This window comes from Kluyvera genomosp. 1 (assembly GCF_001266615.1).
Classification (GTDB): Bacteria; Pseudomonadota; Gammaproteobacteria; order Enterobacterales; family Enterobacteriaceae; genus Kluyvera; species Kluyvera cryocrescens_A.
This window is the reverse complement of sequence record NZ_LGHZ01000004.1, coordinates 1-17,651: the sequence shown is the minus strand read 5'-3', so window position 1 is coordinate 17,651 and position 17,651 is coordinate 1. Positions and strand designations below refer to the sequence as shown.

Sequence of the window (17,651 nt, the reverse complement as noted above, 5' to 3'; positions counted from 1 at the left end):
TAAAGCCTATTTTCTCAGGAATTAGCCATGGAAACGGCCCCTGAAAAACATATCCGGAAGAAACATCCATCTTGTATAACAGTATGATTCGGCAATGAGAATCTCGTGAAGCTAATAAACTGAGTATGCGATGTCTTTCTACGATATCAGAGATATAAAGCACAATTACATCACTGACGGAAGTTCGTAAGTAACATTGCGACTGCAATTGCCAGGAGTGGATTATTGCAATATTACCATCCTGAATAACTTCATCATCTTGTAATGCCAAAAGGAAAAAACTGTTATCCGAGATAATACACTGCCTCATATATTACCCCAACATCCTGGTCAGACCTTATTTAGCATCCGTTTCTCATAATGCTAAAACCGTACTATCCAAACTCGGGACGATTATATACACAGCAGTATTGCATCGTCAAAAACGATCAATTTATTGTTACTGATAGATATTGTCTATTAATTTAATGAATATGGATCGTCTTGATCGATCAATTATTTAATAAAAACAGGTAGATCAAGCAAATAGACATTTTGCTTTTAGGATTATTCTAATAATAAGAAATTACTCGTATTGATGTGCATCAACACCAAATTGTAATGTTATGTAAACATCATGTTCAGCTTCATGATTTAACTTAATTGTTACACATTGGTTAATTGATTTAAATCAATTAACGTGCCCGGCATCAAAAATAGGAAAATTGACCTTAAGAGGTTCATCATCAATAAAATAGTCATTTAGAGGTAATATTGTCTTCTGATAGATACTCTACAGAGAGTACAAAATGCGCTTACAGGCGGGAGAATATGAAGAAGGGTCGCTCAGAAAGGAAAACGGGGCGGCATGCATCTCTGCGATACCCCCCTCTGACGATAGCGAAAAGCGGCTTTGAAGCGCCCGGTGAATCCGTTTGTTAACAACTCGCTCTTGTTGGAGAGAGTGCGAGACTACGCTTTGCGGATGATAACCGGCGCGCTCTTATACGCTGGTGTCAGGCTTTGTCTGTCCACTGCATCCAGCGATAACAACACGTTAGCCTCCGGCAGATAGGCACCGATTGACCCTGCGGCCATGCTGTAGACCACTACCGTTAGCCCGTACATAGCACGATTCGCATCCGGCTGGCCGTTATCATCCAACGCCAGCAAATTAATCACATCGCCTTCAACCAAGCCGCGCGCATCGGTTTCTGCCTGGCTTAAAAACACCACGTCACGACGCCCGGTGATCCCACGATAGCGATCGTTCATCCCATAGATCGTGGTGTTGTACTGATCGTGACTGCGCAGCGTGGCCAGTACCAGCGCCCCGGCGGGCTGCTTGTCGCGTTCAACGGCTTGCTGTCGGCTGACTACAAAATTGGCTTTGCCGGTGGCGGTATGCCATTCCCGGCGTGAGGCTGGGGTATCCATCCGAAAACCGCCGGGGCGAGCAATGCGCGCGTTATAGTTGGCAAATGCCGGGATGACGTCAGCTATCGCTTCACGGATAAGATCGTAGCTGCCGCACAGCGCCTCCCAGTTTACCGGCGAATTCGGCAGCGTCGCCCGCGCCAGTTCCGCCACAATAGCGGGTTCCGACTTCAACCACGGTGAAGCCGGCTTCAGCGCGCCACAGGAGGCATGCACCATCGACATGGAGTCCTCGACGGTGACTGATTGGATCCCACTGGCCTGCAAATCGCGTTCGGTACGCCCCAGTGCAGGCAGCAGATAATTGTGCTTTGCCAGCAGCAGATGTGAGCGATTCAGCTTGGTCGCCACATGAACCTGTAGATCCAGCTTTTTCATCGCCTCAAAAGTGCGCTGCGGTTGCGGCATCGCTACCGCCAGATTGCCGCCCATGCAGATAAGCGCTTTCGCTTCTTCTCGCTCGATGGCGCGAATACTCTCTACGCTTGAGCGTCCATGTTTACGCGACACGTTGATATTGAAGCGGGCTTCAAGACGCAGAAGAAACGTTTCCGATGCGGCTTCGTTAATACCCACCGAGCGATCGCCCTGCACGTTGGAATGGCCGCGCAGCGGACAAATCCCCGCACCGCGCTTACCCATATTGCCTTTTAACAGCAACAGATTAACCAATTGCTGGACGTTCTCGGTACCGTTCTTATGCTGAGTGATCCCCAAACCGTAGCAGACGATCGTCGCCTTCGATTTATCGTAGCGGTACGCCAGATCTTCCATCTGACTGCGCGTCAGCCCTGAATCATTCTCCAGATCCGCCCAGCGGCACTGGTGCAAATCGTCATACAACGCCTGATAGCCATCGGTGTGCTGAGTCAGAAACGCGCGGTCGAGACACGGCGCCTCCCCCAGCAAAATTCTGGCCTCATCCATCTCAATCAGCGCTTTCATCACCCCTTTGAGCAGCGAAGCATCACCGCCCATTTTGACCTGATAGTAATCGTTGCTCAGAACGGTGGAATGACCTTTGAGCATATCGGTGGGGCTTTGCGGAAAACTAAAGCGCTCAAGCCCCCGCTCAGCCAGCGGATTGATGGAAATAATTCGCGCGCCGCGCTGCGCCACTTCCCGAAGCGTCGTGAGCATGCGCGGATGATTAGTACCCGGATTATGGCCGATACAAATCACCAAATCGCAGTGCTCAAAATCCTCCAGCTCGACGGTGCCTTTGCCCATGCCAATTGACTCAGTCAGTCCGGCGCTGGTCGGCCCATGGCACATATTAGAGCAGTCGGGGAAGTTGTTACTGCCGTATTCGCGGGCAAACAGTTGATAGAGGAAGGCCGCTTCATTGGAGGTACGCCCGGAGGTATAAAACTCTACCTGTTCCGGAGAATCATAGCTGCGCAAGCGCTCACCGATTTCCGCAAACGCCTGCTGCCATTCCACCGCCTGCCAGCGGTCGGTAGCGCGGTCATACTTCATCGGATGCGTCAGGCGGCCAATATTCTCTAGCTCATAGTCGCTGTAATTCCAGAGTTCAGCCACCGAATGCTGACGGAAAAACGCCGGCGAGGCCTTTTTGCTGGTCGTTTCCCAGGAGACGGCCTTCACACCATTTTCGCACAGTTCCATGGGTGACCGATGCCCAGGGTCAGGCCACGCGCAGCCCGGACAGTCGAAACCTTTAACCTGGTTCATCCTGAACATGGCAATAATATCGCGCGCGACGGCCTTCTGAGAAAATACCGACGCCGTCACTGCTTTGACCGCGCCCCATCCACCCGCCGGCCCTTGATAGCCGTTTACACCCTGAACACCCTGACTCATTTTTACCGCTTATTCTGTAGGCTATTTCAATACTGAATACGGTAGCAATTTCGTTGGGTTAAAGATTTCCTCTTCACGGAGTACGCGCGCTCTACGCTGTACGGGTTAGACGGCCGCTCCCTGCAGGTGGCATATCCCATCACCCAAAGCATGCGCTAAACAGGCGGTCCCACACGAAAAAAGGGGTTGATCTGATACGAACAACCTCTTATTTTCATCGCTGATTTTTCACCTGGGCCCTACGATGTCGACGATGAGTAAAGCGCACGCGTTAGTGAACAGCAGAATAATAAGAACAATAAGCTGAGGATTTGGTTATGTGGTTATTTATTGGCACCGCCGCCGTCGCCATTCTGGCAACGCTGATGCTGGTTTGGTTAGACGATAGAATTGCCGATCCGGAATAACAACGGATAAGGTTCCGCGCCAATAAATGGCGCGGAACATAGCGTATTACAGTGACTTCGCCAGACGTTCTACCGCGGTCATCAGCCCTTCTTCAGAGACAGTCGAGTAGGATAAACGCAGAGTGCGGGTATCCGGATTGTCGTTGTAAAACGCTTCGCCCGGCACGTACACCACGCCATTTTCCAGCGTCTTATTCAGCCACTGCATAGTATCAAACGGATAGCGGAAACGCGCCCACAGGAACATCCCCCCCTTTGGACGACTGAACTCCAGATGTTCACCCAGACGGCTTTCCAACGCGTTAGCCAATGCATTGCACTTCTTACGATAGTCTTCACGAATCAGCGCAATCTGGCTCTCCAAACGATTCATGCTGAGGTACTCAGCGGTGATCACCTGCGACAGCATGTTGGTATGCAGATCGGCGGCCTGCTTGACGATCACCGTCTGCTGCGCCAACCAGTCCGGCATGACGATCCAGCCAATACGCATCCCTGGCGCCAGGATCTTGGAGAAGGTTGAGGTATACACCACCTGATCTTCGCAGCCCAATTCTACGGCGTGCTGATACAGCGGGCGCTGCACTTCATCGGTAAAGCTGATCTCACCGTACGGATCGTCTTCGATGATCACAAAATCGTGCTGCTTAGCCAGTTCGACCAGGCGACGGCGACGATCGTCGCTCAGAGTCTTACCGCCAGGGTTGCCGAAAGTCGGTACCAGATAGACCGCTTTAACGGTGGTGGTGGTCAGCAGCTCAGCGAGCTGTTCGACCAGCATGCCATTGTCATCGGTATCGACGCTGAGAATATTGGCCTGCGCCAGCTGGAAAACCTGCAGGGCCGCCAGATAGGTTGGACGTTCAACGACAATCGCATCGCCCGGATCGAGCAGCGTGCGCGCCACGATATCCAGCGACTGCTGTGAACCGGAAGTGATGTACAAGTGACTCGCCTGACAGGCCACGCCGCGTGCCTGACACAGCTCGCTGACGGCTTGACGCAGCGGCGGATAGCCTTCGGTCAAACCATACTGGAACGCGTCGTTGAAGCGCTCGCTCATCACCTTCTGCACCGCCAGCTCCAGCCCTTCGGTATCAAAAAGCTCCGGGGCCGGAATACCGCCACCAAGAGAAATCACGCCGGGTAATTTACTGTGCTTTAAGAGTTCGCGGACGGCGGAGGGCTTGAGTTCACCCGCGCGGACGGCGAGGCGCCGATCGTGCATAGTATTTTCCTTTTCTGTCTTGTTGTTGTGTTTATTGCCAGCGGATTTTTAAAAGTAGCCCGGTCAAACGCAGCGACGTCGGGCTACTCATCCGCATTTATTCGTTATCTTTAATGACGACCAGCGGTTCGATATCGCTCTCTTTTTTAATCACCAGAGAGTCATCGCCCCGCAGGCAGGTGCCGCCATAGTTACCGCCAACGGTAAAGGTACATACCTGAATATATTTTCCCGCCACGTTTGGCAAGCACCAAAGTTGCTGGTAAATATTTTTTCGGTCGACAAATTTACCGCTGGTCTGATCCAGCAGCTGATCGTGACCGCTGACCAGATCGATGTTGCTGCCGCAGCGGCCGGAGATCGGCTTCACGGCGTAGCCGGTTTTCGCCAGATGTTCACTGACCTCAAAATCGGTATCCAGCAGATACGGGTGGTTCGGGAACAGCGACCACAGCACCGGCAGGATTGCTTTGTTGCCAGGGATCACCGTCCACAGCGGCTCAAAGACCATGACTTCCGGTCGTAGCAGAACATCAATCAGGCGTACTTCGTTATCCGGGTGACCGGTACGAATCGGCACTGCCGCGTACTCGCTTTCACTGACTTCACGCACCTGTTCGATGGCGGTTTCCCATGCCCAGGTTTTCCACACGCAGTTCACCAGACGTCCATCGCCATCTATCAGCTGGCCTGCCGCATCCCAGCGCAGCTCATCAAGGCCGTAAAGAATTTTGCATTCAAAGCCCGCCTGGGTCAGCGCACGCTGCATAAACTGGGCGTGATAGTTCTCTTCAAGATCTTTGTCCTGCATGATGTGCACGAATGGTCTGGCGAGGCTGTGTTTCCACGCTCCCACCAGCTCACTCAGCAGCTCTTCCGCCGGGTTATGGCCGGTGCCCTGATAGCCTGTTTTCAGCCACTGTTCGAGGATCAGACCACCTTCCGTATGACAAGACGCGGAGTCGGCATTGTATTCATAAACCTTCAGCCCACGCTCATCCATACAGAAATCCATCCGCCCGGTGATCATGTCGTGGCGGCGGCGCTGCCATGATAGACGCAGACGCGGCCAGAGGATTTTCGGAATATCAAACAGCGCCAGCAGATTGTCATCACGCATCACTTTGTCGGTGGCGTGGAGATACATCAGATGCATCTCGTTGGTCGCTTTAATCAGCTCCTGTTCGGCGCTTTCCGTCATGGTGAAATATTGGTACGGGTCGCGGTTAATCACGTGACCGTTCGCCGCGACGTAGGCTTTTTGCAGCGAGTCGCACTCATCCAGCCACTCGCCATCAAACTGTCCATGGTTATCCAGACGCGCCCCGCCCAACTTCAGCGCCTCACCGGCAATCGCTGGCTGCGGCAGGCTAAAGCGAGCGTCGTCGGTCTGAATCATCCAGCCGAGAATGTTGGTATCGTCGAATGTGTCATGCAGAATGTAGTGACCGTCTTTGACTTCAAGCGTTAATTCACGGGTCCACTGTTGGCCTGCAGGCAGCGGCGAGTGCAGCACGTTTTGCTCGGCGATGCGCACCTTGTTGCCAAGCAGCTGGGTAATGACCGCAACGTGGCCGGTTTCGTTGAACTCGCCGCCCTTCTGCCAGATAAGCAGCGAGCCGACGAGCGGCGGGCGACGGGAACCGTTGGCGAAAGCCTGCAGCGGGAGAATGGCATCGTTCACCACCTGGCGCAGATAGCGTAGCGAGAAGATCTCGTAGGCCATGCCGACGTCGGTGAAGACAAATCCGTAGGTGATAAACAGGAAGCGGCGGGCAAATTCGACACATTGCCACTTGTAGCCCATGTATTCGTTGTCGATGTAGCTGCGAAACGATGCGTCGTCAGGCATGTCGCCTGGCTTTAAGCTGCTGTAATTCGAAGAGTAAATGGCTACGCCACCCGGCGCATACCCCAACAACGTGCCAAATGGGGCGTCACTATTGGTACTTCCCGTATTCATGAACCTTCCTCAAACATACCGTGCGATTGACTCGCCTGAACGTTGAAATTTATCCGACAAAAGTGGATTAATCATACACCCGAGTATGCGAGGATGACCTATCGCAGGGAAAAATAATCCTCCGAAAAATCGACATCAATGACATCAGGAGTCCGCATGAGTTTACAGGCACAACCGCTGGTTTGGGGCCACGGAGCGCGCACGTTCGAGGTGTTTCTGGAACCCACCTGCCCATTTTCCGTCAAGACTTTCAATAAGCTGGATGCGCTGCTGGCGCTGGCGGGTGAAGATAAGATCAGCGTAAAAATTCGTTTGCAGTCGCAGCCGTGGCATCTGTTTTCCGGCGTGATTGTCCGCTGCATTCTTGCCGCTTCGACCCTGCAGGACGGCAAAGCCGCTGCGCATAAGGTAATGCAAGCGGTCGCCGACCATCGCGAGGAGTTTGAATTTACCGATCACTGCAGCGGCCCCAATATGCAGGCTACGCCGCAGGAGATTATCGAGCGTCTGGAACGCTATAGCGGCGTGCCGCTGGCGGAAGCCTTTGCCCAGCCCGAGCTGCAAAAAGAGATTAAATGGCACGCCCGCTATGCCCGGCAAAATGGCGTTCACGTCTCGCCAACCTTTATGGTTAACGGTCTGGTGCAGCCAGATTTGGGCAGTGGCGATGACGTCAGCATCTGGGCGGCACGGATTTTTTCCTGAGGCTGCTACACTTTCACCCTCAACACATCATCAAAATAAGGCGAGCGATTATGTCAGAGAACACCTATCAGCCACCCAAAGTCTGGGAGTGGACGCAAAGTAGCGGCGGCGCATTTGCCAATATCAACCGTCCTATTTCCGGTGCCACCCACGAGCAGGCGCTGCCGGTAGGCCATCACCCACTGCAGCTCTACTCTCTGGGTACGCCAAATGGTCAGAAAGTGACGATTATGCTGGAAGAGTTACTGGCGGCGGGCTTTAAGGAAGCGGAGTACGACGCCTGGCTTATCCGCATTGGCGAGGGCGACCAGTTCTCCAGCGGCTTTGTCGAAGTGAACCCAAACTCAAAAATCCCGGCGCTCAGCGATCACTCCACCACGCCGCCAACCCGCGTGTTCGAGTCCGGCAATATTCTGCTTTACCTGGCAGAAAAATTTGGTCACTTCCTGCCAAAAGACCCGGCAGGACGCACCGAAACGTTGAACTGGCTGTTCTGGCTGCAGGGCTCGGCGCCGTTCCTCGGCGGCGGTTTCGGCCATTTCTATAACTATGCGCCGGTCAAAATCGAGTACGCGATCAACCGCTTCACCATGGAAGCCAAGCGTCAGCTTGACGTGTTGGACAAACAGCTGGCACGCGGTCGCTATGTGGCGGGAGAGGAGTACACCATCGCTGATATGGCTATCTGGCCGTGGTACGGCAACGTGGTGCTGGGGAATGTGTACGGCGCAGACGAGTTCCTCGATGCGCAAAGCTATCAAAACGTGATGCGCTGGGCGCAGGATATCGCCAGCCGCCCGGGCGTGAAGCGCGGCCGTATCGTCAACCGCACCAATGGCCCGTTGAATGAACAGCTGCATGAGCGTCATGCTGCCAGCGACTTCGACACCAACACCGAAGATAAGCGTCAGAAATAAGCGTATTCAGCCGGGTGCCAGGCACCCGGTTTTACTGCCCTTCCAGGCGATAGCCCGCCATAAAGTAGCGCACGGTGGTGCTGGAGTCGTGTTCTTTGAAGAAATCCATCACCATGTCTTTATCCAGCCCGTAGCGGCGCGTCAAAATCCCCGCTTCCCAGGCGCTAAGCTGGCGATCGCCGGTTTTCTCAAACATACGGTGCGAAAAGCCCAGCACGAAACCGCGCTTATAGTCCGCGCAAAAGCCGACAACTTTCTGTGCGCTATCGGCATAAGGTGCCTTCATGCCCGCAATCAGCCCTTTGCCAAAATGGTTGTCCATCGTTCGTCTCCCCAATCGTTATATATAAAATTATATAGCGATATTTTGAGCGATGGCTAGCGCTATTTAACGGCTACCCATAAAGAGGCACCACGCGCAACACCGTTCACTTAAATAAAGCAATTAGGGGAAACATCGGGATGTGGTTCCCGGAGGGACGCCAAACCCGGTGGTCGCCCCGGGTATCTCAATCTTAAACTCAGGGCATTAGCGCAGCGCAGGCTTTTTCCACCGGTGTGATCTCTCCAACGGGCATGGCCCGCGAAACCACGTATGGTAGAAACAGCGTTTTAAAAAAACTAAGGAGAAGTTATGGCCTGGCAAGCAAACCCAGCCCGTTATGAAAGTATGCAGTATCGCTACTGCGGCCGCAGCGGCCTCCAGCTTCCCGCGCTGTCCCTTGGTCTATGGCACAGCTTTGGTCATATCCACGCGCTCGACGAACAGCGCGCGCTGCTGCGCAAAGCCTTTGACTGCGGGATGACTCATTTCGACCTCGCCAATAACTACGGCCCACCACCGGGCAGCGCCGAGGAAAACTTTGGCCGCCTGCTGCGGGAAGATTTCGCCGGTTATCGCGATGAGCTGATTATCTCAACCAAAGCGGGCTATGACATGTGGTCAGGGCCTTACGGTTCCGGCGGTTCGCGTAAATATCTGCTGGCCAGCCTCGACCAAAGCCTCAAGCGGATGGGACTCGATTACGTTGATATCTTCTACTCGCACCGGGTCGATGAGAAAACGCCAATGGAAGAGACCGCCGCCGCGCTGGCGCAGGCAGTACAGAGCGGCAAAGCGCTGTACGTGGGTATCTCTTCCTATTCGACCGAGCGCACTCAGGCAATGGTTGAACTACTGCGCGAATGGAAAATCCCTCTGCTAATCCACCAACCCTCTTATAATCTGCTAAACCGCTGGGTGGATAAGAGCGGCCTGCTGGATACCCTTGAACACAACGGCGTGGGCTGCATTGCTTTTACGCCACTGGCGCAAGGGCTGCTGACCGGTAAATACCTTAACGGCATTCCCGACGGTTCACGCATGCAAACAGAAGGTAAAAAGGCGCGAGGCCTAACGGAAAACATGCTGAGCGAAAGCAATCTGAACAGCTTACGCTTGCTCAATGAGATGGCGCAGCAGCGTGGGCAGTCGATGGCGCAGATGGCCTTAAGCTGGCTGCTTAAAGACCCTCGGGTAACATCGGTACTGATTGGCGCGAGCCGGCCGGAGCAGATTGAAGAGAACGTCAACGCACAGGGGAATCTGCATTTTTCCGCAGAAGAACTCGCGCAGATTGATCAACACGTGGCAGATGGGCAGCTGAATTTGTGGCAGGCATCGTCAGATAAATAAACATTTTGTTAGCAGGCCTAACCGGCCTGCTTCACGATGAAATCAGCCTTTTTTCGCGCGGGTCACGCTATCAAGATAACCCATCACAAACGCGGACAGTACAAAGGTCAGGTGGATAATCACGTACCACATCAGCTTGTTGTCCGGGACGTTTTTGGCGTCCATAAACACCCGCAGCAGGTGGATAGAAGAGATAGCAACAATCGACGCCGCCACTTTATTTTTCAGCGAGGTGGCATCCATCTTACCCAGCCAGTTCAGCTTCTCTTTATGAGTGCTGATATCCAGCTGTGAGACGAAGTTTTCATAGCCCGAGAACATCACCATCACCAGCAGTCCGCCGACTAACGTCATGTCCACAAGCGACAGTAGGGTCAAAATCAGATCGGCTTCGGCCAGGCTGAAGATATTCGGCAGAACATGAAAGATCTCCTGAAAGAACTTGATGGCTAATGCCAGCAGCCCCAGCGAAAGGCCAAAATAAACCGGGGCCAGAATCCAGCGCGATGCATACATCATATTCTCAAAAAAGCGTTCCATAGTGTCCTGTTGATAAGTCAAATCCGGCTGAGAGTATATCGCAACTATGCAACATAATATCAACAGCAAAAATCACACATCATGAGGACGGATGAACGGCCGCTGGAAGTCTGGCCACACCAGCGCAACCAGTTCGGGGTACGCTTCCTGGGCAAATTCCTGGTAGCACTGCTGAAGGGTTGTGACGACCGGGTCGCCGAGTGTGACCTGTTCGCCCTTCAGGCAGCGCCTTTTGATCTCGTCGTAATATTCGTAGACGGCGCCATTGAGATCGCGGCAGCGTTCCTGCGCTTCAAACAGGCCTGGCGTTTCTTTTAATTCATCAATCGACATCCGTTTAATCGTCGACTGGAGAAAATCGATATACTCATGATTAATACGCCAATACCATGGCGGAGTAATGGTACTCATCAAGCTGGCGAAATGATTTTCACCTTCATCTTTGTTCAACGGCGTAGCAACTGCTGGGGTAACAGTTTCATTCTCAGTATCAGAGGATTCGTTATTTTGGCCATACATGAAAAATAAAATAATGACGGTGAGTAACAGCAACACCATCACAAAATAAATAATACCGCTCATGGTTTTCTCCACTTTTTTTGATTTTAAAAGTGCGCCATGATAATGTCAACGAAGCTCACTATAATAAAAACCATGCGCCTGCCAATTGAATGATGACACTAATATGATAGCTGAAACCCTTATCCCAGCCCGCTTTTGCATCTCAGCCGTAGACGCTGAGAGCACTGATGTGAAGCCGCTTCAGCTCGTTGAGCCGGAGAGGGCTACGCTTGCCGATTGGCAGGATGAGATATTGATTAGCGGTGGCCAGTCCCGTAACCCATTGCTGGAAGAACGCGATCGTCATATTAAAGATAGATTATATCGAGTGGCTAAAATTGAAGCCTTTGCCCTTATGCTAAATAATCTAGTCGTACAGGGGGAGATCTCTGCACTGGAGTTAAGTCAAATTATTGAGTTAAAAACCCAGGACATTAATGAAGATGGTAATAAAATCTGGCTTAATTTAATGACCCAGGAAAGAACGACGCCGTTGTTTTATAATCTGACGGATAAGTAGTATGAAACTTGTCGATGTTACTGAGGCTAATATAACGTTAAGCCCACAGATAAGTGATGAAACGCTTCTCCAGCGAAATCTGCAGGCGCTTCGTGATGAAAAAAATGCCGAGGGCCGCCGCATCTCCAGCCCTTCGTCTGCGCCCATTCCTGCGGCGCTGGTCAAAATGAAGTGGCAAAATCGCCGCGAAATTTATGCCTACCAGGTCAAAGAAGAGATCTTTGGTTCTGCGCTGTGCGAAGTCATGGCGCGTTACCCCCACCTTAGAGACAAAATCCTCGCGCACACTGAAGCCTGCTATCAGCACGTGCTCAGCCGGGAGACTGCGACCCTCGAGATCAGCCGCGGCCTGGCCGACGGGGATTACCGGACCTCAAATGTCATTCTGAAAATGGAGAAAGAAGACGAAAAACGCCCGGAGCAGCCGGTCATCTCCAGAGCGAAATAACCCCTCGCGACGGCGCAGCGAAAGCGACAGTCGCCCCGTTAATCCTGAATCTCTTTACCTTCCATTAATGGCTTGGCCGCCCGAAGCATTGCCTTTTAATTTGCCCTCTCACACCAGGCGGAAAACAGAGATGGCCGACTTCAGTTCGCCGGTATGCTGCTGTTGCTCATGCGCCACCTGAATGGTCTGCGCCACGTGCCGGACGTTCTCCTGCACGCTGGCATCAATATGCGCGATACTGCCCTTCATTTGCAGCACGCTGGTACGCTGCTGGTCGCTCATTGATGACAGCACATCCACGCAGGATTGAAGGCTGTCGATGTTATCGATAATCGCCGTCATCGTCTCTCCCGCGCGTTCAACCTGCTCAGCCCCTTGATGGGTGCGTTCAACGGAGGTGGCAATCAACTGACGGATATCCCTTGCCGCGCCCTCACAGCGCAGCGCCAGGGTGCGCACTTCAGCAGCCACCACCGCAAAGCCCTTACCGTGAGCGCCGGCACGCGCCGCTTCGACTGAGGCATTCAGCGACAGAATATTGGTCTGGAAGGCAATACCGTCAATTAACTCAAGAATGCCGTTAATTTTTAATGACTCATCGCGAATATGCGTCATTGAGGCCATTGCCGAGCGAATATTGTCACCGCCCTGTTGGGCTACATCGCTGGCCTGCAACGCTAGTTTACGCGCCTCGCTAGCCTTTTCGCTGGTCAGCGAAGCGGCACTGGCCAACTGCTCCATCGCACTGGCGGTAACTGCCAATGAACGCGCCTGGTTGTCGGTACGCTCAGACAGCGCGGTATTACGCTGCAGCAGCGTCTGTGAGGCCTCCAGCAATTGCGAGACGTTACCGCTCACCTGTTCCAGCGTGTTACGCATCGCGTCCAGCGTCAGGCTGAAAGTACGGGCAAACGGCGAGCGGCTAGTTTCCGCATCACGCGCCAGCGTCAGGTAGCCAGACTCCCGGTTAATGACCGCCGCCAGCTTCGCCACCTCACTGGCGGAACGTGCGTCCTGCTCCATACGAACCGCCAGAAACACCAGAAATACGGTCTGCGCCACCACGTACAATCCGTGCATGATCACCATGTGCAGGCCGGTGTGCATAAATACGGTAATATTAAACAGGCCATACTCCTGCAAATAATTAAACACCAGATGATGAACCGCAATGACCCCTGCCCCCATAATTAATGGCCGCCAATCCCGCCATGCCAGCAGCGCTGAAAGCAGGACAAAAACCGAAAAATGGTATTCTGTTTCACCATTACCGAGCTGAATAAGCAGCGCCGAATAGGCCATTAAAATAAAGGCGTACACCAAGCGGGTTGCCAGCGTGCCGGAAAACAGCAAAGTCATCAATGAGCCCAGCGCGGATAGCGTCGTCGCAACCAGTAGCGCAAGATGGAGATTATCGTTCATCCAACCAACGCCCAGCGAAATCGCCCACATGACCCATGCCAGCACCAGCAACAGCCTGTCGGCTCTTCGGCGAATTGAGGATAATGAAAACAGATCGCGATGCACTCCATCGGCATCGCGCAAAGCCGTTATGGTGATCATATATTCCGCCCGCTGCAGGTGAGATTATTTATGCTTATATTGTTGTTAGCGTTCAGAATTAAGCGTAGGAAGGTTATTTCAGGCTAGCCACTTTAATACTAGAAATATATTCAATAAATTAAGCTGGGCTTAATAACAGTTAAATTTAATTCTATTTTAAGTTAAATAATAAGACTTAAGGAAAATATTTTATACTACGGGGAGAATATAAAAGACGAATGGCGCAGAGTGCGCCATTCGGGGTGATTATTTTTTCGCGACGGTCTCTTCGCCAACCAGACCAATCTTCAGATAGCCTGCCTGATGTAGGGTATCCATCACCTTCATCATTGTTTCGTAATCGACCGTCTTATCAGCACGGAAGAAGACGGTGGTATCTTTCTTACCTTCCGTCAGCGTTTCCAGCGCGGAGACCATGTTGTCTTCGGTAATAGGATCATTGCCGAGGAACATGGACTTATCCGCTTTCACCGACAGGTAAACCGGTTTTTCCGGACGCGGCTGTGGCTGGCTTGATGAAGCCGGCAGATTGACTTTGACATCAACAGTTGCCAGCGGGGCCGCCACCATAAAGATAATCAGCAGAACTAACATAACGTCGATAAACGGCGTTACGTTGATGTCATGCATTTCGCCGGTATCGTCCAGATTTTCATTAAGACGCATTGCCATGGGGCATTAACCTACTCGTAATTTCTGGGCGGTACGAACCGGATGTACGCCGCTGGCGCTAAGATCCAGATCGCGGCTCTGCAGCAGCAGCACCTGGGCTGCAACGTCACTGAGGCTCGCTTTAAAGCCGCCGATAAGACGTGCGAAGACGTTATAGATAACTACCGCAGGAATCGCAGCGAACAGACCAATCGCGGTCGCCAGCAGCGCTTCGGCAATACCCGGGGCAACGACCGCCAGGTTGGTGGTTTGCGTCTGTGCGATACCAATGAAGCTGTTCATGATGCCCCATACGGTACCAAACAGACCGACGAACGGGGAGATTGCACCGATAGTCGCCAGGAAGCCATTACCACGTCCCATGTGACGCCCTACCGCCGCAACGCGACGTTCGAGACGGAAACCGGTACGTTCTTTAATGCCTTCGTTATCTTCCGAACCTGCAGAGAGCTCAAGCTCGTTCTGCGCTTCGTTGATGAGTTGGCTGCTCAGGCTACGCGCATCGAATGCCGCGGCCACTTCACTCGCCTGGTTCAGAGAACGAACGTCCCCTAACAGCTTTTGTTCGCGCTTGAGGCGGCGCTTATGGGCGAGAAGCTCGGCACCCTTACTGAAGAAAATAGCCCAGGTGACGACGGAGGCCAGAATCAGCCCAATCATGACCACTTTAACCACGATGTCGGCATGATGATACATACCCCAAACGGAGAGATCCGCCTGCATCAAATTATTACCCACTGTGTATCTCCAGGACATAAATCACAAAATCTGAGCACAATAATATCAAAAAAACGTCGAATTGATAGTAGTTCTCATTAGTATTTGCATATTGACCTAAATCACACTTATTTTCCTTGCGCTTACGCAGTAAAAAAGTTTTCTCCGCGCAATACGGCAATATTTTCTGCTGTATGTGCAGGAAACGCTACACCCTGCTGACAATCGTGATAGTTTAGACGTCCAGACGTATAAAAACAGGTATGACAGACATGGCAGATAAGCACCTCGATACCGCGCTGGTTAACGCCGGACGCAGTAAAAAATTTACCCAGGGTTCGGTGAACAGCGTGATTCAGCGTGCTTCTTCGTTGGTCTTTGAAACGGTAGCCGCTAAGAAACACGCGACCCATAATCGTGCCAACGGCGAATTGTTTTACGGGCGTCGCGGGACGCTGACCCATTTCTCGTTACAAGAAGCAATGTGCGAGCTGGAAGGCGGCGCCGGCTGCGCTCTTTTCCCGTGCGGTGCGGCGGCTGTCGCCAATACGATTCTGGCGTTCGTCGAACAGGGCGATCACGTGCTGATGACCAACACCGCCTATGAGCCAAGCCAGGACTTCTGCACCAAAATTCTGGCCAAACTCGGCGTCACCACCAGCTGGTTCGACCCGCTGATTGGCGAAGAGATTGCCACCCGTATCCAGCCCAATACCAAAGTGGTGTTTCTTGAATCTCCAGGATCGATAACGATGGAAGTTCACGACGTTCCGGCCATTGTTGCCGCCGTACGTCGCGTTGCGCCGGACGCCATCATCATGATTGATAACACCTGGGCCGCCGGTATTCTGTTTAAAGCGCTGGATTTCGGCATCGACATTTCTATTCAGGCGGGCACCAAATACCTGATTGGCCACTCTGACGCGATGGTCGGTACGGCCGTGTCTAATGAACGCTGCTGGCCGCAGCTGCGCGAGAATGCCTATCTGATGGGCCAAATGCTTGATGCCGACACCGCCTATATGACCAGCCGTGGTCTGCGTACGCTGGGCGTGCGTTTACGTCAGCACCATGAAAGTAGCCTGAAAATCGCCGAATGGCTGGCACAGCATCCCCAGGTCGAGCGCGTTAACCATCCCGCCCTGCCGGGCAGCAAAGGCCATGAGTTCTGGAAGCGTGACTTTACAGGCAGTAGCGGTCTGTTCTCCTTCGTACTGAAAAAACATCTGACCCAGGACGAACTGGCAAACTACCTCGATAACTTCTCGCTGTTCAGCATGGCGTACTCTTGGGGCGGTTTTGAATCATTGATTCTGGCAAACCAGCCGGAGGAACTGGCCGAAATCCGCCCGGACGGCAAAATCGATTTCGCCGGCACGCTCATTCGCGTCCATATCGGTTTAGAAAACATTGACGATCTGATTGAGGATTTAGCGGCAGGATTTTCCCGCATCGTGTAACATAGCCACGGCCCGGCGGCGTAAGGTGTCGGGCAGGTAAATTTATTTATTTGGGCGCTCCGAGTGGCGCCCCAACGATGTTGAGAGCAGTCGTCTCCCGAATCGATACACCCGCACCGGGCGTAAACAAATGACGCGTTGTTGTCAGTAAATCAGAACAACGCCGCTTCATTTGTTGCGTACGCGATCAAGGTGTTCTTAATCATTCGGGCGTACAATGTGTGAAAACGCTGTTCCACAGGAATGTTCATGGTCGTTATTCAAGAGATTGTCGCCGCGCTTTGGCAGCACGATTTTGCTGCTCTGGCGAATCCGCACGTCGTGGGGATCGTTTATCTGGTCATGTTTGCCACTCTGTTTCTGGAAAACGGCCTGCTTCCCGCCTCATTCTTACCCGGTGATAGCCTGCTGCTATTGGCGGGAGCGCTCATTGCTAAGGGCGTGATGGGCTATGTCCCGACTCTTGTGATCCTCACCACGGCTGCGAGCCTGGGCTGCTGGCTGAGCTATATTCAAGGGCGCTGGCTTGGCAACACGCGCGTGGTGAAAGGCTGGCTGTCGCAGCTGCCGGATAAATATCATCAGCGGGCAACCTGCATGTTTGACCGCCATGGTCTGCTAGCCCTGCTGGCTGGGCGCTTCCTGGCGTTTGTGCGCACCCTGCTGCCAACAATGGCGGGTATTTCCGGCCTGCCAAACCGCCGCTTCCAGCTGTTTAACTGGCTGAGCGCACTGCTGTGGGTAGGCGTGGTCACCAGTCTAGGCTATGCCCTGAGCATGATCCCCTTCGTCAAACGCCATGAAGATCAGGTGATGACCTTCCTGATGATTCTGCCGATATTCCTGCTGGTTGCCGGCCTGTTGGGTACAGTCATTGTGGTGATTAAGAAGAAGTACTGCGACGCCTAATTGGCGTATTCACTTGGGCGCTTTTACCGCGCGCATCTTGTGAATTATCTGAAACCCGGCAAATACCTAACACCGTTCACGTAAGCTAAGTGATTAGGGGAAACACCGGGATTTGGTTCCCGGAGG

Annotated in this window: 16 protein-coding genes; 7 read left to right on the top strand and 9 right to left on the bottom strand. The window is 52.8% G+C overall.

Going from position 1 to position 17,651, the window contains the following annotated elements:
- Window positions 1-951: 951 nt before the first annotated feature.
- From KP80_RS01985 to gss, 3 genes are all read right to left on the bottom strand, one after another.
- Entirely contained in the window at window positions 952-3,240 is a 2,289-nt protein-coding gene (locus KP80_RS01985) for an FdhF/YdeP family oxidoreductase (RefSeq protein ID WP_052281906.1), read from the bottom strand.
- Between the two features lie 453 nt (window positions 3,241-3,693).
- Entirely contained in the window at window positions 3,694-4,875 is a 1,182-nt protein-coding gene (locus tag KP80_RS01980) for a PLP-dependent aminotransferase family protein (protein ID WP_052281905.1), read from the bottom strand.
- A 97-nt stretch (window positions 4,876-4,972) separates the two neighbouring features.
- On the bottom strand, window positions 4,973-6,838 hold the full coding sequence (gss, locus tag KP80_RS01975) for a bifunctional glutathionylspermidine amidase/synthase (RefSeq protein WP_052281904.1): 1,866 nt from the start codon (window positions 6,836-6,838) through the stop codon (window positions 4,973-4,975).
- Between the two features lie 156 nt (window positions 6,839-6,994).
- Here gss and KP80_RS01970 point away from each other — a divergent pair, with 156 nt between their 5' ends.
- Window positions 6,995-7,543, top strand: coding sequence for a DsbA family protein (locus KP80_RS01970; protein WP_052281903.1), 549 nt, complete (start codon window positions 6,995-6,997; stop codon window positions 7,541-7,543).
- A gap of 50 nt (window positions 7,544-7,593) precedes the next feature.
- A complete protein-coding gene (gene yghU, locus KP80_RS01965) occupies window positions 7,594-8,460 on the top strand; it encodes a glutathione-dependent disulfide-bond oxidoreductase (protein ID WP_052281902.1) in 867 nt (288 codons plus the stop codon).
- A gap of 31 nt (window positions 8,461-8,491) precedes the next feature.
- Here the strand turns inward: yghU and KP80_RS01960 are convergent, their stop codons facing one another.
- Window positions 8,492-8,782, bottom strand: a complete 291-nt coding sequence (locus tag KP80_RS01960) for a DUF2623 family protein (protein WP_052281901.1) — start codon at window positions 8,780-8,782, stop codon at window positions 8,492-8,494.
- A gap of 312 nt (window positions 8,783-9,094) precedes the next feature.
- On the opposite strand from KP80_RS01960, the gene KP80_RS01955 reads away from it, so the two are divergent.
- Window positions 9,095-10,135 (top strand): aldo/keto reductase, encoded by a 1,041-nt coding sequence (locus KP80_RS01955; protein WP_052281900.1) that lies wholly within the window; start codon window positions 9,095-9,097, stop codon window positions 10,133-10,135.
- Window positions 10,136-10,177: 42 nt separating this feature from the next.
- Here KP80_RS01955 and KP80_RS01950 read toward each other — a convergent pair whose 3' ends face one another.
- Both KP80_RS01950 and KP80_RS01945 read right to left on the bottom strand, forming a co-directional pair.
- On the bottom strand, window positions 10,178-10,675 hold the full coding sequence (locus KP80_RS01950; RefSeq protein WP_052281899.1) for a TIGR00645 family protein: 498 nt from the start codon (window positions 10,673-10,675) through the stop codon (window positions 10,178-10,180).
- Window positions 10,676-10,747: 72 nt separating this feature from the next.
- Complete coding sequence (locus KP80_RS01945) at window positions 10,748-11,257, bottom strand: ESA_00282 family adhesion-associated protein (protein ID WP_052281898.1); 510 nt, start codon at window positions 11,255-11,257, stop codon at window positions 10,748-10,750.
- A 103-nt stretch (window positions 11,258-11,360) separates the two neighbouring features.
- Here KP80_RS01945 and KP80_RS01940 point away from each other — a divergent pair, with 103 nt between their 5' ends.
- Window positions 11,361-11,756 carry a hypothetical protein gene (locus KP80_RS01940; protein WP_052281897.1) on the top strand — a complete coding sequence of 132 codons (396 nt, stop codon included), beginning with the start codon at window positions 11,361-11,363 and terminating at the stop codon, window positions 11,754-11,756.
- A gap of 1 nt (window position 11,757) precedes the next feature.
- Window positions 11,758-12,204 carry a hypothetical protein gene (locus KP80_RS01935; protein ID WP_052281896.1) on the top strand — a complete coding sequence of 149 codons (447 nt, stop codon included), beginning with the start codon at window positions 11,758-11,760 and terminating at the stop codon, window positions 12,202-12,204.
- Between the two features lie 108 nt (window positions 12,205-12,312).
- On the opposite strand, the gene KP80_RS01930 is transcribed toward KP80_RS01935, so the two are convergent.
- The 3 genes from KP80_RS01930 to exbB form a co-directional block, all read right to left on the bottom strand.
- Window positions 12,313-13,767 carry a methyl-accepting chemotaxis protein gene (locus tag KP80_RS01930; protein WP_052281895.1) on the bottom strand — a complete coding sequence of 485 codons (1,455 nt, stop codon included), beginning with the start codon at window positions 13,765-13,767 and terminating at the stop codon, window positions 12,313-12,315.
- A 246-nt stretch (window positions 13,768-14,013) separates the two neighbouring features.
- Window positions 14,014-14,439 (bottom strand): TonB system transport protein ExbD, encoded by a 426-nt coding sequence (exbD, locus tag KP80_RS01925; RefSeq protein ID WP_052281894.1) that lies wholly within the window; start codon window positions 14,437-14,439, stop codon window positions 14,014-14,016.
- A 6-nt stretch (window positions 14,440-14,445) separates the two neighbouring features.
- Window positions 14,446-15,177, bottom strand: coding sequence for a tol-pal system-associated acyl-CoA thioesterase (exbB, locus tag KP80_RS01920; RefSeq protein WP_052281893.1), 732 nt, complete (start codon window positions 15,175-15,177; stop codon window positions 14,446-14,448).
- A 251-nt stretch (window positions 15,178-15,428) separates the two neighbouring features.
- Here exbB and metC point away from each other — a divergent pair, with 251 nt between their 5' ends.
- Both metC and yghB read left to right on the top strand, forming a co-directional pair.
- Window positions 15,429-16,616, top strand: coding sequence for a cystathionine beta-lyase (gene metC, locus KP80_RS01915; RefSeq protein ID WP_052281892.1), 1,188 nt, complete (start codon window positions 15,429-15,431; stop codon window positions 16,614-16,616).
- Between the two features lie 249 nt (window positions 16,617-16,865).
- Window positions 16,866-17,525 (top strand): DedA family general envelope maintenance protein YghB, encoded by a 660-nt coding sequence (gene yghB, locus KP80_RS01910; protein ID WP_052281891.1) that lies wholly within the window; start codon window positions 16,866-16,868, stop codon window positions 17,523-17,525.
- The last annotated feature ends 126 nt before the right edge of the window (window positions 17,526-17,651 follow it).

What these genes read in the sequence shown, in the direction of transcription:
- exbD (WP_052281894.1), bottom strand. Translation starts at nt 14,439, where the DNA reads ATGGCAATGCGTCTTAATGAAAATCTGGACGATACCGGCGAAATGCAT.
- KP80_RS01950 (WP_052281899.1), bottom strand. Translation starts at nt 10,675, where the DNA reads ATGGAACGCTTTTTTGAGAATATGATGTATGCATCGCGCTGGATTCTG.
- KP80_RS01980 (WP_052281905.1), bottom strand. Translation starts at nt 4,875, where the DNA reads ATGCACGATCGGCGCCTCGCCGTCCGCGCGGGTGAACTCAAGCCCTCC.
- KP80_RS01935 (WP_052281896.1), top strand. Translation starts at nt 11,758, where the DNA reads ATGAAACTTGTCGATGTTACTGAGGCTAATATAACGTTAAGCCCACAG.
- yghU (WP_052281902.1), top strand. Translation starts at nt 7,594, where the DNA reads ATGTCAGAGAACACCTATCAGCCACCCAAAGTCTGGGAGTGGACGCAA.
- KP80_RS01960 (WP_052281901.1), bottom strand. Translation starts at nt 8,782, where the DNA reads ATGGACAACCATTTTGGCAAAGGGCTGATTGCGGGCATGAAGGCACCT.
- KP80_RS01945 (WP_052281898.1), bottom strand. Translation starts at nt 11,257, where the DNA reads ATGAGCGGTATTATTTATTTTGTGATGGTGTTGCTGTTACTCACCGTC.
- KP80_RS01970 (WP_052281903.1), top strand. Translation starts at nt 6,995, where the DNA reads ATGAGTTTACAGGCACAACCGCTGGTTTGGGGCCACGGAGCGCGCACG.
- KP80_RS01940 (WP_052281897.1), top strand. Translation starts at nt 11,361, where the DNA reads ATGATAGCTGAAACCCTTATCCCAGCCCGCTTTTGCATCTCAGCCGTA.
- KP80_RS01955 (WP_052281900.1), top strand. Translation starts at nt 9,095, where the DNA reads ATGGCCTGGCAAGCAAACCCAGCCCGTTATGAAAGTATGCAGTATCGC.
- KP80_RS01930 (WP_052281895.1), bottom strand. Translation starts at nt 13,767, where the DNA reads ATGATCACCATAACGGCTTTGCGCGATGCCGATGGAGTGCATCGCGAT.
- metC (WP_052281892.1), top strand. Translation starts at nt 15,429, where the DNA reads ATGGCAGATAAGCACCTCGATACCGCGCTGGTTAACGCCGGACGCAGT.
- yghB (WP_052281891.1), top strand. Translation starts at nt 16,866, where the DNA reads ATGGTCGTTATTCAAGAGATTGTCGCCGCGCTTTGGCAGCACGATTTT.
- KP80_RS01985 (WP_052281906.1), bottom strand. Translation starts at nt 3,240, where the DNA reads ATGAGTCAGGGTGTTCAGGGTGTAAACGGCTATCAAGGGCCGGCGGGT.
- gss (WP_052281904.1), bottom strand. Translation starts at nt 6,838, where the DNA reads ATGAATACGGGAAGTACCAATAGTGACGCCCCATTTGGCACGTTGTTG.